The organism is Aquibacillus rhizosphaerae (assembly GCF_030282825.1).
Taxonomy (GTDB): Bacteria; Bacillota; Bacilli; order Bacillales; family Amphibacillaceae; genus Aquibacillus_C; species Aquibacillus_C rhizosphaerae.
The window spans coordinates 101,076-115,840 of record NZ_JASTZU010000018.1; the positions used below are offsets into that span (position 1 = coordinate 101,076).

Sequence of the window (14,765 nt, forward strand, 5' to 3'; positions counted from 1 at the left end):
AGAGGGCTGGAAGTGGAGCAAAAGTTAATTTCTTTATTGGAACAAGTTGATCAAAGACAAGACGAGCTTATTGATTTATTAAAACAATTAATCTCGTTTCAAACACCAGCGCCACCAGCAAGAAATACGAAAGAAGCGCAAACTTTTATTGCTAACCGTTTAAAACAACAAGGGTTTTCCATTGATATGTGGGATGTTTATCCAAACGATCCCAATGTCGTAGGTGTGTTAAAAGGTTCAGAGTCAGATGACTTTAAAAGTTTGATTATCAATGGCCATATCGATGTAGCAGAAGTGCATGAAGATGAAGAGTGGGAGGTAGATCCATTTACAGCAATAGTAAAAGAGAATGCCGTAATTGGTCGTGGGGCTTCAGATATGAAGGGTGGTTTAGCAGGTGCTTTGTTCGCTATTCAACTGCTTCATGAAGCATCTATACCTTTGCCAGGTGATATTATTTTTCAATCCGTTATCGGTGAAGAAGTAGGTGAGGCTGGAACGTTAGAATGCTGTAAGCGTGGATATGATGCAGACTTTGCGCTTGTAGTAGATACGAGTAATCTTGATATCCAAGGTCAGGGTGGCGTCATCACTGGATGGATCACAGTAAAGAGCAAACAGACCTTTCATGACGCAACAAGGAGGAGTATGATTCATGCTGGCGGAAACCTGTTTGCAGCAAGTGCGATTGAAAAAATGATGAAAGTGGTTGATGGATTGCAAGAATTAGAGCGACATTGGGCGATTACTAAAAGCTACCCAGAATTTCCTCCTGGTTCAAATACGATTAATCCGGCTGTTATTGAAGGTGGAAGACATGCTGCCTTTATAGCAGATGAATGTCGTTTATGGATTACTGTCCATTACTATCCCAATGAAACATACGAACAGATCATGAAAGAGGTAGAAGAACATATCTCACGAGTAGCTAAAGCAGATCTATGGTTATCAGAAAATCCACCAACATTCAAGTGGGGTGGATCATCGATGATTGAAGATCGTGGTGAAATTTTCCCTGCTTTTGAGGTAGATTCTAGTTACTTGGGGGTAAAGCGGTTAAAAGCGGCTCATCAACGCATTTTAAATGAAAATCCTACCATTGGTGTTTCACCATCGGTAACGGATGGCGGATGGTTAGCTGATGCAGGGATCAAAACAGCCATTTATGGACCCGGTGACATGGAAAATGCACATGCAGTTAACGAACAAGTTCAAATTGATCAGCTAGTTGATTATACAAAAGTAATCTTGGATTTTGTTTATAGCTGGTCGAATACAAAAAAAGGAGGTAGTGAACGTGACATTTAGTCAGCGCTTGTATAAGAAGCTCCAGCCGATTTGGCGGAAAAATCATGCACATCCATTTGTCCAAGGAATAGGTGATGGAACGCTTGATTCAGATAAATTTCGTTTTTTCATGATTCAAGACTATTTATATTTAATCGATTATGCGAAGTTATTTGCAATAGGAGCTGTAAAAGCAAACGATTTAAATACGATGGGGAAGTTTGCCGAACTTTTGGACTCAACCATGAACGAAGAAATGTCATTACATCGCGAATATGCAAAGAAATTTAATATCAGTCTTGAAGAATTAGAAAATGCTGAGCCTGCACCTACAACATTAGCATATACACACTATATGCTGGCAGCGGGTCAAAGCGGCTCGCTAGCAGAGCTTGTGGCTGCACTTCTTCCATGTATGTGGAGCTACAATGAGATAGGTACGGAATTGAATTTACGCCCAGGTGCTAGTGAACATGAGCTTTACGGTGAATGGATTTCCATGTATAGTTCATCGGAATTTACAGAATTAACGAATTGGTGTATTGGTTTACTTGATGAATTAGCAGAAGGAAAGCCTCAATCCGAACTTGATAAATTAGAAGAAATATTTCTACATACTACCCGGTTTGAATACATGTTTTGGGATATGGCTTACCACCAGCAAATGTGGCCAACAGATGAATAAAACTGTATTACAATTAACAGATATTAGTTTTGATTATAAAACAACGAAAGCAGATACATCCAATCCGATTTTAAGAAACTTTAATCTTACGATGTTGGATGGTGAGTTTATTAGCATCATTGGTCCAAGCGGATCAGGTAAGAGTACACTATTCCGTTTAATCACAGGATTAGAACAACCAACTACTGGAGATGTACTTATCAATGGAATTAACTATCAAAATCGATTTGGACGCGTAGGTTATATGCCACAAGAAGATTTATTGATGCCATGGCGCACGGTTTTAGACAACGCTACTCTCCCATTAGAAATTAAAGGAGTAAATAAGAAGGAAGCCTATCAAAAGGTAAACTACCTTTTAGATGAATTTGGTTTAAAAGGATATGCGAATAGTTATCCAAGTGAGCTATCTGGAGGAATGAAACAAAGAGTATCTTTCCTTAGAAGCGTTCTTAATGGATCAGAGCTATTACTTTTAGATGAACCATTTAGTGCGCTTGATGCGATAACTAAGTTATCGATGCAAGAATGGTTATTGAAGCAATGGCAGGCATTAAATAAAACTATTTTATTTATTACCCACGATGTTAACGAAGCTTTATTTTTATCAGATCGTATTTTATTAATTACAAATTCTGAGAAGCAAGTTGAAGAATTTAATGTCCCTTTGTCTAGACCAAGAAATTTACGTGATTTAAACAAACAAACTGTGATCGAGTTAAAAGACCAGTTGATTGACCAATTAAGAGGTAGGTGAAAAAGTTGAGTAATATCAAAAATTTACTTCCTTCTGTCATTCTTATAGTCGTACTTTTTATGTTCTGGGAAATGGGAGCGAGAATGGTTAATATGACATTTATTTTGCCTTCACCTAGTGAAATACTCTTAAAGCTTTGGGAGATTAAAAGTCTATTACTAATTGAACACTTACCAGCAACACTTTCTATTATTGCAATTGGTCTTTTTATATCGATTGGATTAGGTGTCGGACTTGCGGTTTGGATGATTAGCAGTCGAATTGTAGAAAGAGCTTTATACCCAATTTTAATATCATCGCAAACGATTCCGATTATTGCTCTTGCACCTATATTTGTACTTTGGTTTGGTTATTCGATCTGGAGCAAAGTTGTTGTTACGGTTTTGATTGCTTTTTTTCCTATTGCTGTCAATACGTTTGATGGGCTTTGTTCTACGAGAGAAGATTTAAAGGAATTAATGTTAACGATGGGTGCAAGTAACAAAGATATATTTATGAAAGTGAGTATTCCTTCTGCTTTGCCTTATTTTTATTCGGGATTAAAGGTTGCTGTCACGATGAGTGTGATTGGAGCTGCAATTGGAGAATGGTTAGGGGCTCAGGCAGGTCTTGGGTATTTTAGTAGAAGAATGATGACTCAGTTTGATGGAGCGGGAGTATTTGCTCCAATCGTTATCTTATCGTTGATTGGTATTGTCTTATTTTTACTAGTTGTATTACTTGAAAGGCGTTCATTAAATTGGAGGAAAACAAAATGAAAAACGGGTTTAGTCTTTGTTTAGCTTTATTATTGGTGATTTTTTTAACTGCTTGTGGAGAGGAAGCTGTCGGAAACGACAAAGAACTTACAGAAATCGATGTTATGTTGGATTGGTATCCAAATGCTGTACATAGCTTTTTGTATGTTGCTGAAGATAAAGGATACTTTGAAGATGAAGGTTTAAAAGTGAATATTCAGTTTCCAACCAACCCAACTGATCCATTAAATTTAGCAGCTTCTGGAAAAATAACGTTAGGATTTTATTATCAACCGGATGTAGCAATGGCTAGAGCCAATGAAGATGTTCCAGTAAAGTCAGTAGGAGCAATCGTACGTTCTCCATTAAATCATGTAGTTACGTTGGATAACAGTCCAATTACTCAACCTAAAGATTTAGAAGGAAGAACAGTTGGTTATCCTGGTATTCCATTGAATGAAGCATTACTTACCACTATGGTAGCAAATGATGGAGGAGATCCAAATAAAGTTAATCTTATAGATGTTGGATTTGAACTAGGTTCTTCACTCGTTACAAATAAAGTAGATGCAGTAATTGGTGCATATGTGAACCACGAAGTTCCTGTTTTGAAACATGAAGGACATAATACACGTTACTTTAACCCGGTTGATTACGGCGTTCCTAGTTACTATGAATTAGTAGCTGTAACTAGTGATAATACTTGGAATGAAAAGCAAGACTCTATTAAAGCTTTTTGGCGTGCTGCAACGAAGGGCTATGAAATAATGAAAGAAAACCCGGATGAAGCGTTACAAATACTTTTAGATAACCAAGAAGAAGAAAATTTTCCTTTAGTTAAAGAAGTGGAAGCAGAAAGCATTGAAATTCTTCTACCTAAGATGGATTCTGAACAAGGGTTCGGTAATCAAAGTGAGAAGTCTTGGCAAGAAACGATTGATTGGTTGGAAGAATCTGGTTTGATTGAAGATGCTCCTGTAGTTGATGATATTTTTGTTAATATTGTAGATTAAAAAAGCGTGAGGCAATAGAGCAGTACGTACTTAATTTGCATGTTAACCATATAACAAAGAATAAAATAAAGACTGTCCCAATTTCTTAATAATGGGACAGTCTTTGTTTAACTTACATTATAGTTTAATAAAAAGTGAAGCGTTTGTTCTAATACTATTTTTTCCTCTTTGTTCAATGGTACAAGCGGAAGGCGAACAGAACCAACGTCCACTCCCATTAGTGTCAGTGCTTCTTTGACAGCAGTAGGATTAGGTGCCATAAACAATGCTTTAATTGTTGGCAATGTATGTTGATGGATGGATGCTGCAGTTTGAAAATCACCTGTTAAAAAGCTACTAACCATCTGTTGCATGTCATTACCAATAATATGAGATGATACGGATACAACACCTGTTCCGCCGATCGAAAGAATAGGTAATGTTAGGCTATCGTCACCACTATATAATTTAAATGAAGCATCTGTCTCTCGGATGATTGTAGTCATCGCATCTAGGTCACCACTAGCTTCTTTAATTGAAGTTATGTTATCAATTTGGGAAAGACGAACGATCGTATCAATCGACATTCCTACAACACTTCGTCCAGGAATATTATAAAGCATAACTGGTAATGTAGTAGCATTCGCTATTGTTTTAAAATGTTGATACATTCCTTCTTGAGATGGCTTGTTATAGTACGGTGTTACAAGCATGACACCATCTACACCAATTGTTTCAGCTTGTTTTGTTAATTCAATTGATTCTCTGGTATTATTTGACCCAGTTCCGGCAATAACAGGTACACGACCTTTAACTGTTCTAACAACGAACTTTAGTAACGAAAGTTTTTCGTCTTTAGAAAGTGTAGGTGATTCACCAGTAGTTCCAGCCACTACTAATGCATCTGTTCCATTCGATAGTAAATGGTTAATGAGTCTTTCAGTTCTTCCATAATCAATGTTTCCGTTTTGGTCAAAAGGAGTAACCATAGCAGTTAATATACGACCAAAATCCATTTTCATCACCTCTATTCATAGATTCAAACAAGACATTAAAACGACAACTTTCCAAGTATGAATAGAGGGTATCTCATCACAACAAGGTAAAAAAAGCAAAAAAAGCAACAACGAAGGGCTCGTTGTTGCATCACTATTGTCTCTTATTATGATGCGTGAGATAGCCCTCCATATAGCGTCATGATAGCTATATGACAGCTCTGCATTTATTTAACACAGAACCAGTGCATACAGGATGATGAGCTCCTGCTCACTTCGGCAAATTCCCCTTTCAGTAACTCTCTGTGGATCTCATTATCCTCCAGTTACTTACTATTGGTCTTTGCGCCTCTATCCTCACTTCAATTTTATTATTGAAGTAAAGCATTATTTAATTGTTTCTTAAACTATATCAGACATTCAGACACCATGCAATGGAATGTGGTAAATTCATTGCAAAAAAATGAAAGTATGACAAATAATTGAACTTGTTCAGATTTAAGCATTTGTAAAGAATTTAAATTATATTAGTCTATTAAGAAATACTTTTCAAAGGTGTAAGTGGCGCCGTAGGATACGGGCGATTAATAGTATTTAATAAGTATTCATATATCTTATTTTCGATAGAGATCCCTTGTGCACTAATTCCTTGATTACCAAATAAAACATTAAATTCAATAATATAAGGTTTTCCATTTGAAAAAATAACATCAAAACCGGCATGATTAATATTAAGTGATTTAGCTACATCTAACACCATCTTACAAACATCATCTGGTATGAAATCAAAACATAATACACCACCTTGAGCAACATTATGCAGAAACGATCCATTTGACACAGTGCGCCAATAGGCTGTTACTATTTCATTTCCAACGATACAGATTCGTAGATCCTTATCATCATTAGGTAAGTATTCTTGAACATATAAAGTATCAACTTTATCTGTGTACAATTGAAAATCTTGGAGATTATTAATCAAGTAAACTCCATTACCCATTGAATTTCTAGCTTCTTTTACAACAAACGGAAAAGGAAAGGTTGCTAAAATGGTCGTACGATTTATTTCCGTATTAGCTAGTATTTCTGTGTATGGAACATACTCAGGACACACAGACCACAATGCACGTGTCATTTCTATTTTACTAAAGCCTAGTTGAATAGATTCAATACTAGGAAAGATAGGTTTTTTTATTCCATATGCTAAAAAGGTTGTTTGCCAATTTTCAGGGAATAACAAAACATCTGCTTCTTTAAGTGAATTTATTTCTCGAAAGCTATGTTCAGGTTTAATATATTTTACGCCTGGAATACCAATTGTTCTAAACGGGTTAAACGTAACAATCTTCAAGTTCGGGTCGCCTCTTCATCGAATGAATTTATAAATCAATTTATTATATGTTTGATAGAAAAGGGAGTCAATCTATTTTTTATATAAATGATACTTTCAACATAAATCAATCGCTGCTCTTATGGGTAATTGAAATATTTAGATAAACAAAATTCATAATTATAGTATCTTTTGTGTTCTCGCTTTTTAAAAAATTCAATATCAGATAGTATTATTATCATAATAATCACGTGCGATATCTAAGTATAATTTATCTATTTGATTTGAATTTACTTTCTCTGGTAGCTGAGAATTGGTTTTTGCACTTGCTAACTGTATAAACAAATCATCAGTAATATCAAATATTTCTTGCCAAGTAAAGTTTTGATTACGGACAGATAATAAAAAGTCGCGATTTTTTTCACGGTAAACGGTTAAGTTACCTGATTCGAGTAATTCAATTCCCATCAACAACAATCTTATTAAATGCATTGCATGTTTAAATAACTTGTCCGTGGGTTTCCTATCTCGATTGTTTCGCTTGTTGGAATTTTTTATTGTGCCAGATAATTCAGATACTACACTGTTTAATTGAGTGATGGGTATGTTATTAAAATTCACAGTATAATCAACATTTACTTTACCAAGGTTATTACGATAGACTTGATTTATTTTAAGCTCACCTTTTTCTAACAAAGGATATTTAGATTTCTTTTCTGTATGCATCGTGTTTAAAGTGTTTTCCAAATGAGAATTATAATCTTGTTTGCTTGTTCTTTTTAAGCCATTTTTTATGAGCATTAACTGATCTCTAGCATAACCTCCAAACGTATGGAAACACTGTTTAGAAAGGAATAAATGTCTGTTATCTCGTAATTTTTTTCCGTACTCCGTCTGCTTAATAATGAATGAATCTAACACAAATAAAGTCTCTAGCATTGTAGGGTTTTGTGCCCGTAATAATAACAGTGCCTTTTTTAAAGAATGAAATTCAATATCAGGGCTATGAAAAGTTTCCGTTTCCCAGTCTTTATCTAATTGTAATATATATTCTATAGGTAAAATAACGAATGCTTTTTCATCAATATCACTTTTTTCAGTCGCTAATCCGTACGCAGTTGATCCTGAAATAATATGGTAAATTGTATTTTCCTGAAGTATATTTAAGAATTGTGTATTTTTGATAATAATTCCTCCAAAATCAAGTTTTAACATGTTTTTCTTATTGAATCTTTGGTAAAAAAAACAGAATGAATGAAGAATGCACCTAAAAATATCGGTGATACTAGAGAATAAATGTAAAGGGGGATGGGGATAAAAATGATTATAGGTTCTCATATTAGCATAAAACACGGTTATCTTGGTGCGGCAAAAATAGCAAAAAGTATGAATGCTTCTACATTTCAATATTTTCCAAAGAATCCGAGGAGATTATCTGTAAAAAAATTCAATGAAGATGATGCTACACTTTGCAAAAATATTGTGAAAATAACCAATTAACTTCAGTTTCACACTCGCCGTATCCTACAAATTTAACGACGTTGATTGAAAAAAGACCTCAAGTTATTGAATCTCTATTAAATGATTTAGATATATCAGAAACCTGTGGATCTTTTGGGGTAGTTGTTCATTTTGGTAAAGAAACAAAAACAATCAATCCGCTACACAGTTATCAACTCATTATTGAAACTCTAAATGAAGTTCTTGTTAGCTGGAAGGGTTCATGCAAAATTCTTTTAGAAAATAATGCCGGAAAACCAGGCTCAATAGGAACTACGCTAGAAGAACTTGTTCAAATTAGAAAATTAACAGATGCTCCTGAAAAAATTGGTTTTTGTTTTGATACATGTCATGCATATGCAAGTGGACTATGGAATGGGGAGAACTGGAATGAATTATGTCTTAAAGGAGAAGAATTAAATTATTTTAAACATCTAGAATGCATACATTTTAATAATTCAAAATATCCTACAGGTGAAGGGAAAGACCGACACGCTAATATAGTAGGCAATGGCCATATCACAAAAAGACAGTGGGAAGAATTTCTATCTTCCAATGTAAACAAAGGAATTCCCTTGATTTTAGAAACACCAGATGAAATAATTTCTCATAAAGAAGAGATTGCACAAATCAAACAGGTATGGGAAGACAATCCCTTGATTTAAGAAATAGAAGCACTCGTATAAGCGCTTCTATCACCTTTGGTTCATTTCTGCCTGTTTAATAAATCGCTTCTCGTCTTCCACCAGACCACAAGCACCACACTGAACTTTATGTGTTGGGCCGTTGTATGCTGCGTGGAATGGATCTAAGTTGCCTTCAGTATATTCATTTACAACCTTACCCGATTGCGGGTCCAGTTTTACAGATGTTACAACTTGTTCAATAATATTAAACCTTGAACGGTTCGTTTTACAATTAGGACATAAATATGCAGTTGACATGGATGGTTCACCTCCGTTTTTATTATGCTCCTAAGGTTTATTAATATGTATAGAAGTTATTAAACGGTAATGCAGTACTGTTGATAATAAAACGTTAATAAGGTATTATTACAAAGGATTACTATAAGAAATACTACACATTTAGTCTAATTGTACATAGTTAGCTACTAGAACATCACGGAAAAAGAGGGTAATTATGAGATTAATTAAAATTACTGAATATAACCATCACACTATGGTACTAGGTATGCCAATTTACGATTCTAAAAAGCGGATCTTACTTGCAGCTGGTAGGACAATTAACCCTAGAATAAAAGATAGATTAAAACAAATGGGTATTCGTTTTATTTATATAGAAGATGAGGTATCCAAAGGTGTGCATATGAATGATTTAATAGATATGCCTACATGGGCGGATGCAATTGATATTGTAAAAACATTTCATCACAAGGTTAAAAGTGCAAGTATGGTTAATTTAAAAGATATGCAGCAAGTAGTAAAAAAGTTAATAGATGAAGTAAAGCAAAGACCTATCTTAGTACTAATCCCCTCAAGTACAATGACTAAAGAAGTGCAACCGTATGCACATGCAGTTAATGTAACTATTTTATCGTTAATAACAGCTAAAAAAATAGGATACATTGATCAAAAACAAATTGAATTGGCGCTAGGTTGTTTACTACATGACATTGGAAAAGAACTTACTGATAATTATGATAGACATTGCGAAGTCGGTTTCAACTTTCTTCGGGGATTAAGTCAATTTAGTATAATCTCTGCCCATATAGCATACCAGCATCATGAAACTATAAACGGCAAAGGTTTTCCAAGAGGGATTGCTGATGGTGATATTCTAGAGATGGCGCAAATATGTGGAGTGGCTAACATGTATGACAACATGTTAACAAATAGACAGATTCCTCCGCATGAAGCAATGGAAGCGATTATGGCAACTTCTGATAATTTATATAACTATAAATTTATCCAAGCATTTAGTTCTTCCATTCCAACTTATCCTCCAGGAACAAAGGTTGTAGTTGATAATAAGGAAGAGGCAATTGTCACACAAATTGACAAACATTTACATCGTCCAATTGTAAAAATTTTGTCTACAAACGAAGAGTTAGATTTATCAGAATTACCCACATTAATGATCAATCCTATTTAGTATTATAGAAGGAGAATGTATGGAACCTAACCAAATATTAAGGCAAATTGATGAAATAATGATAAATGATCATTCGATTCAAATTAACCAAAATAATAAAAACGAAATAATCATGTTACTAAAACAAATGTACGGAAAAGCACATAAAGATGGAATGGAAGAAGGAGCAAAAGTAGCAATTCAATTTAAAAAGTATAAAGAAAACATGCGTGATTAAAAAAACATTATAGTCCAAAATAAAACGAAGCTTTAGAAAGCTTCGTTTTATTTTGAATTTTTTAGCTCTTCGTACGCTATTAGAAATTGACTATATGTGTTTTGCCCATATTTATCCTCATCATTTTGAAAAAAGAATGAAAATGTGATGTCTTTCGCTTGGTTAATTGAGCAGTGTCTAGATTTTTTGATTAACTTGATATAGGAAAGAAAATAATCCTTATTAAGGGACCCCCCGTGATTAACAACCATAAAATCATCTCCTAGAAAATAAATCATCTTTATTTGTGAGTCTTATTTTCACCCTGTTATCCTAGTTTAATTAAATCTATATAAAAAAGCGAGAGAAACAAGTGATATGGTTTAGTTATTGGGATGAATAAACATTGGCTTAAAAATGTGACAATCTTTACAGACTATATAGAAAGCAGCCTTAGTTGTTCCGATCCCAATAATAAACTTTAGGCAAGCCGTAAATGGTCCAGTAATCATTTGCAATGCTTATACTTACAAACAAAATCATCTGCCAATCAAGCTCTTTCATACCTACACTCCTCAACGGTGGTTTGTAATAGTATATTTTTTCCCTACTTGTCTAAGAACAAACAAATTGATAAGCTCATACAAAAAATGTCGAAATTTGTTGATAAATGTCTAATTATAAGCTAACATTTATTACATATTTTATTTTTATATTTGAGAAAAGGCAAACAATTCAAAAGAATTGGACGCAAAGCTGAGGGTCTAAGGATTTAGGTACATCTAAATCTATGATAGCCTAGCTACCAAACTTAACCTTGTGTATGAGTTGGCCATTCTTCATTAAAAAGAATGGTTTTTTAAACGATTTAAAAAGTAGAATAATGTTTTCTAAAACATTATTCTACTAGAAAAAATTAAGCAAATTACTACATTTCGATAGAGTAGGGGAACAGCATGCATAAAATACACTTTTGGAAATCGAGATCCTTTTGGATATTAATAAGTATAAATTTGGCTGTCGTTAGTGGTCTATTCATTCTACTGACTTTTTCAACTAAATCTGTACTATCTAATTTCACTGAGGAACATTACATGAGTTTTTTAAATAATGAAACGGACCGAATCAATGAACAGGTTGTTACTAATTTACAGGAGTTAAAAAGGCTTAATTCTGTTGTTGAAAAACATTCAGACTCATTTTTATTAAATGAAACAGATGAGCCAAATCATCACTTAAAGGATATCATTGAACATTCACCTTTTATTGAAAGCGGACAAATAATAGACAATAAAGGTAATGTTCTCGTTACTTACCCTAAACTTCTAAACTATCAAAAAGATTTGCTGAAAATTAAAAAAGACACGATAGAAACAGTGACATTAACGCAGGAAATTGAGTTTAGTGAAGTCAAACATATGGATAATAAGAACTATATCGTATTATCCATTCCAGTTATTACTCAAAAAGGTGTGGAGCAAATAGTAAACTTTTCTGTTGAATTAACAGGGAATTTTATGTTTCAATCCATCACTGATAATTTACACTTTGATGATAATAGTTATGGTTATGTACTTGATCATAGAGGGAAAGTTATTTTTCATCCCAAAAATAATCAGGTAGGTAGCGATAAATCATCCGATATACTAATACAGGCAATATTAAGTAGGAAATCAGGGTTTGAAGAATTAACAAATAGTCAGGGTACTTCTTACTATGTATCCTATCAATATATTCATGAACTTAAATGGACGATTGTATCATTAATTCCTGTGGAAAAAACACTTCTCCTACCAAGAGAATTTAATGAGGTACTAATACCTATTTTTATTTTACTATCTATTGTATTATTTTTAATCACAACTGTAATGATGCACCGTGCTTTTAAACCGTTAACGAAACTTTTTAATGCGGTACAAAAAGTTTCTAGGGGCGATTATTCACATCGTATAGTAGACGTTGATGGTCACTCGGAAATTGGATCTATACTAGCTAAGTTTAACGTTATGGTGACAGAACTCGATCAAACAAAACAGACTGTTCGCAAAAAAACGAGGGAATTGAAGAGAGAAAAGAACTTCTTAAATCGCGTTATAAACCATAGCCCAAGTGTGATTTATGCAATGAATTGGTCTGGAGAATTTACAATTGCAAATAAGCAGTTTGCCTCCCTATTTAACTTGAAACCTGAAGATATAATTGGAAAAAAAGAAGAGGAGTTTAACCCGAATATAGAAGATGCAAGACATTATTTGAACGTAAATAGAGAAATTATGCGAACGTGCCAAGTAAGCGAAGTAGAAGGGTCACTCATTGACATAAATGGTTTGGAACATTGGTTTCATATCGGAAAAGTACCTATAAAAGGAAATGACGACGAGGATATGCTGGTGCTTTGTGTCGCTGCTGATATTACAGATCGAAAAAAACAAGAAGAGCTTATAAGACACCAAGCATTTCATGATGAGTTAACAGGAATGCCAAATCGAAAAATGTTTAAAGAACGCCTGAAAGAAGAAATAACAAAAGTGAAAAATAATGAAGTAAATGAATCAACATTTGCCTTGCTTTTCTTGGATTTAGACAGGTTCAAATATATCAATGATACATTCGGACATGAGGCGGGTGATTCTTTATTACAAATGGTTAGTGATCGACTTAACAGTTGTATTTCTGTCGAAAACGTTGTCTTCCGTTTAGGAGGCGATGAGTTTACGATTATCGTTCCGGATGTCAGGGCAAGACAAGAGGTTGCAGATCTTTCTAAAGATATACTTTCTGCACTGTCGGCTCCTTATATTTTCAAGGAAAATAAATTCATTATCACGGCAAGTATTGGCATAAGTATTTTTCCGGATGATGGTCATGATGCTGAATTCATGACAAAATATGCTGACATTGCTATGTATCAAGCAAAAGAACAAGGGAAAAATACATTTAGATTTTACACTGCTGACATGGAAACCGAATTATCAACCAAAATAAGGCTTGAAATGGATCTTTATCAGGCTCTTAAACAAGAAGAGTTGTTTATACATTACCAACCAATCACCAGTACGGAGTCTGATGAAATATCTGGAATGGAAGCTTTGTTACGATGGGAACATCCAAAGTTAGGCTTAATATCTCCGGCGGAATTTATACCAATCGCTGAACAAACAGGTCTGATTCACACGATTGGGGAATGGGTATTACGTTCTGCCTGCATGCAGAGCAAACAATGGCAGAAGCAGGGTCATCTATTAATAAAAGTAGCGGTTAATTTGTCACCCGTCCAGTTAAAACATCCAACAATTGTAGAGTCAGTTCAAAATATATTACAAGAATCTGAACTACCTCCGGAGTGGTTGGAATTAGAAATAACTGAATCAACTATTATGGAAAATAAGCGAGATGTAGTGAAAACACTTAAGCAAATTAGAAGGTTAGGGGTAAGTATAGCTATCGACGATTTTGGTAATGGATATTCATCGTTAAATGCATTAAAACGATTACCAATTGATACATTGAAAATTGATAGAACCTTGGTGCAAAATTTATTAGAAGATGGTGTAGATGAAGTAATTCTAGGTGCTGTGTTTGATATGGCTGAAAAGATGAATCTAACAGTTGTTGCAGAAGGTATAGAAACAGAAGAACAATATAATTATTTAAAACATCAATATTGTCAATATGTACAAGGCTTTTTGTTTAGCCAACCTTTAAATAGTGAAGATTTCTTGAAACTTTATAGTGGAGAAAAATAAGAACGTCCTCATTTTAGAGGGCGTTCTTATTTTAGGTTGTTATTTTAATCAATTTCATAATACCAATTTTGTCGTCACCTACAACAATATATAGTTGGATAAAGCCATTTCCAAATTATATATTGTCTCAGATGACTGAATAAGGTAATTATGAAATTGACTCAGTTAAAAGATATTTATGACTAAATATCTATAAAGTTTGCACTAAGTATTCTTTACGTTTGTAAAATTCTTTTCTGTTGCAATGGTGATTGAGTGGTAATACTTCGTTCCGGCAGAATACTCCGCTTTCCATGGGCACGGCCTCAGCCTCATCAGAAGCAAAGAGCGCTTCTTCCGGATTACTCGCCCCACCCTAAGACATTCGCTGTTCCCATATGACAAGGAAAGCTACTTGAATACGCATCGCACGATGAAAAAACGTCGTT

Annotated in this window: 14 protein-coding genes and 2 riboswitches; of the genes, 10 read left to right on the forward strand and 4 right to left on the reverse strand. The window is 34.2% G+C overall.

Annotated elements, in window-relative coordinates; translation table 11 throughout:
- Positions 1–12: 12 nt before the first annotated feature.
- Genes QQS35_RS04015 through QQS35_RS04035 form a run of 5 tightly spaced genes read left to right on the forward strand, consistent with a single transcriptional unit; the run spans position 13 to position 4,479 of the window.
- The gene (locus tag QQS35_RS04015; RefSeq protein WP_285930547.1) at positions 13–1,308 is read left to right on the forward strand and encodes an acetylornithine deacetylase; all 1,296 of its coding nucleotides are present in this window, start codon (positions 13–15) and stop codon (positions 1,306–1,308) included.
- The gene (tenA, locus tag QQS35_RS04020; RefSeq protein WP_285930549.1) at positions 1,298–1,972 is read left to right on the forward strand and encodes a thiaminase II; all 675 of its coding nucleotides are present in this window, start codon (positions 1,298–1,300) and stop codon (positions 1,970–1,972) included. The genes QQS35_RS04015 and tenA overlap by 11 nt, the downstream gene beginning before the upstream one ends.
- On the forward strand, positions 1,965–2,729 hold the full coding sequence (locus QQS35_RS04025; RefSeq protein WP_285930551.1) for an ABC transporter ATP-binding protein: 765 nt from the start codon (positions 1,965–1,967) through the stop codon (positions 2,727–2,729). The genes tenA and QQS35_RS04025 overlap by 8 nt, the downstream gene beginning before the upstream one ends.
- A gap of 59 nt (positions 2,730–2,788) precedes the next feature.
- On the forward strand, positions 2,789–3,487 hold the full coding sequence (locus QQS35_RS04030; RefSeq protein WP_285930890.1) for an ABC transporter permease: 699 nt from the start codon (positions 2,789–2,791) through the stop codon (positions 3,485–3,487).
- Positions 3,484–4,479 (forward strand): ABC transporter substrate-binding protein, encoded by a 996-nt coding sequence (locus QQS35_RS04035; protein WP_285930552.1) that lies wholly within the window; start codon positions 3,484–3,486, stop codon positions 4,477–4,479. The genes QQS35_RS04030 and QQS35_RS04035 overlap by 4 nt, the downstream gene beginning before the upstream one ends.
- A gap of 107 nt (positions 4,480–4,586) precedes the next feature.
- Here the strand turns inward: QQS35_RS04035 and dapA are convergent, their stop codons facing one another.
- From dapA to QQS35_RS04050, 3 genes are all read right to left on the reverse strand, one after another.
- The gene (dapA, locus tag QQS35_RS04040; RefSeq protein ID WP_285930553.1) at positions 4,587–5,474 is read right to left on the reverse strand and encodes a 4-hydroxy-tetrahydrodipicolinate synthase; all 888 of its coding nucleotides are present in this window, start codon (positions 5,472–5,474) and stop codon (positions 4,587–4,589) included.
- 153 nt (positions 5,475–5,627) lie between these two features.
- Positions 5,628–5,815: riboswitch (Lysine riboswitch) on the reverse strand.
- A 173-nt stretch (positions 5,816–5,988) separates the two neighbouring features.
- Positions 5,989–6,804: an ATP-grasp domain-containing protein gene (locus QQS35_RS04045; protein WP_285930555.1), complete on the reverse strand. Its 816-nt coding sequence runs from the start codon at positions 6,802–6,804 to the stop codon at positions 5,989–5,991.
- A gap of 201 nt (positions 6,805–7,005) precedes the next feature.
- On the reverse strand, positions 7,006–7,998 hold the full coding sequence (locus QQS35_RS04050; protein ID WP_285930556.1) for a DNA polymerase beta superfamily protein: 993 nt from the start codon (positions 7,996–7,998) through the stop codon (positions 7,006–7,008).
- Between the two features lie 93 nt (positions 7,999–8,091).
- Between QQS35_RS04050 and QQS35_RS22800 the strand changes: the two genes are divergently transcribed.
- The gene (locus QQS35_RS22800; RefSeq protein WP_331490659.1) at positions 8,092–8,283 is read left to right on the forward strand and encodes a hypothetical protein; all 192 of its coding nucleotides are present in this window, start codon (positions 8,092–8,094) and stop codon (positions 8,281–8,283) included.
- Positions 8,253–8,948 carry a deoxyribonuclease IV gene (locus QQS35_RS04055; protein ID WP_331490660.1) on the forward strand — a complete coding sequence of 232 codons (696 nt, stop codon included), beginning with the start codon at positions 8,253–8,255 and terminating at the stop codon, positions 8,946–8,948. Before QQS35_RS22800 ends, QQS35_RS04055 begins: the two co-directional genes overlap by 31 nt.
- A gap of 30 nt (positions 8,949–8,978) precedes the next feature.
- Here the strand turns inward: QQS35_RS04055 and QQS35_RS04060 are convergent, their stop codons facing one another.
- Positions 8,979–9,227, reverse strand: coding sequence for a DNA alkylation repair protein (locus tag QQS35_RS04060; protein ID WP_285930557.1), 249 nt, complete (start codon positions 9,225–9,227; stop codon positions 8,979–8,981).
- A gap of 196 nt (positions 9,228–9,423) precedes the next feature.
- Here QQS35_RS04060 and QQS35_RS04065 point away from each other — a divergent pair, with 196 nt between their 5' ends.
- The 3 genes from QQS35_RS04065 to QQS35_RS04075 all read left to right on the forward strand — a co-directional run bounded on the left by QQS35_RS04065 (position 9,424) and on the right by QQS35_RS04075 (position 14,337).
- Entirely contained in the window at positions 9,424–10,395 is a 972-nt protein-coding gene (locus QQS35_RS04065) for an HD-GYP domain-containing protein (RefSeq protein ID WP_285930558.1), read from the forward strand.
- 19 nt (positions 10,396–10,414) lie between these two features.
- A complete protein-coding gene (locus tag QQS35_RS04070; RefSeq protein WP_285930559.1) occupies positions 10,415–10,612 on the forward strand; it encodes a hypothetical protein in 198 nt (65 codons plus the stop codon).
- Positions 10,613–11,306: 694 nt separating this feature from the next.
- Positions 11,307–11,401: riboswitch (cyclic di-GMP riboswitch) on the forward strand.
- Positions 11,402–11,685: 284 nt separating this feature from the next.
- On the forward strand, positions 11,686–14,337 hold the full coding sequence (locus tag QQS35_RS04075; RefSeq protein WP_285930561.1) for a bifunctional diguanylate cyclase/phosphodiesterase: 2,652 nt from the start codon (positions 11,686–11,688) through the stop codon (positions 14,335–14,337).
- Positions 14,338–14,765: the final 428 nt, after the last annotated feature.

Bases quoted from the DNA above. Each gene is read 5' to 3' on its own strand.
- QQS35_RS04025 (WP_285930551.1), top strand. From the start codon at position 1,965: ATGAATAAAACTGTATTACAATTAACAGATATTAGTTTTGATTATAAA.
- QQS35_RS04030 (WP_285930890.1), top strand. From the start codon at position 2,789: ATGTTCTGGGAAATGGGAGCGAGAATGGTTAATATGACATTTATTTTG.
- QQS35_RS04035 (WP_285930552.1), top strand. From the start codon at position 3,484: ATGAAAAACGGGTTTAGTCTTTGTTTAGCTTTATTATTGGTGATTTTT.
- dapA (WP_285930553.1), bottom strand. From the start codon at position 5,474: ATGGATTTTGGTCGTATATTAACTGCTATGGTTACTCCTTTTGACCAA.
- QQS35_RS04050 (WP_285930556.1), bottom strand. From the start codon at position 7,998: ATGTTAAAACTTGATTTTGGAGGAATTATTATCAAAAATACACAATTC.
- QQS35_RS22800 (WP_331490659.1), top strand. From the start codon at position 8,092: ATGGGGATAAAAATGATTATAGGTTCTCATATTAGCATAAAACACGGT.
- QQS35_RS04060 (WP_285930557.1), bottom strand. From the start codon at position 9,227: ATGTCAACTGCATATTTATGTCCTAATTGTAAAACGAACCGTTCAAGG.
- QQS35_RS04065 (WP_285930558.1), top strand. From the start codon at position 9,424: ATGAGATTAATTAAAATTACTGAATATAACCATCACACTATGGTACTA.
- QQS35_RS04070 (WP_285930559.1), top strand. From the start codon at position 10,415: ATGGAACCTAACCAAATATTAAGGCAAATTGATGAAATAATGATAAAT.
- QQS35_RS04075 (WP_285930561.1), top strand. From the start codon at position 11,686: ATGAGTTTTTTAAATAATGAAACGGACCGAATCAATGAACAGGTTGTT.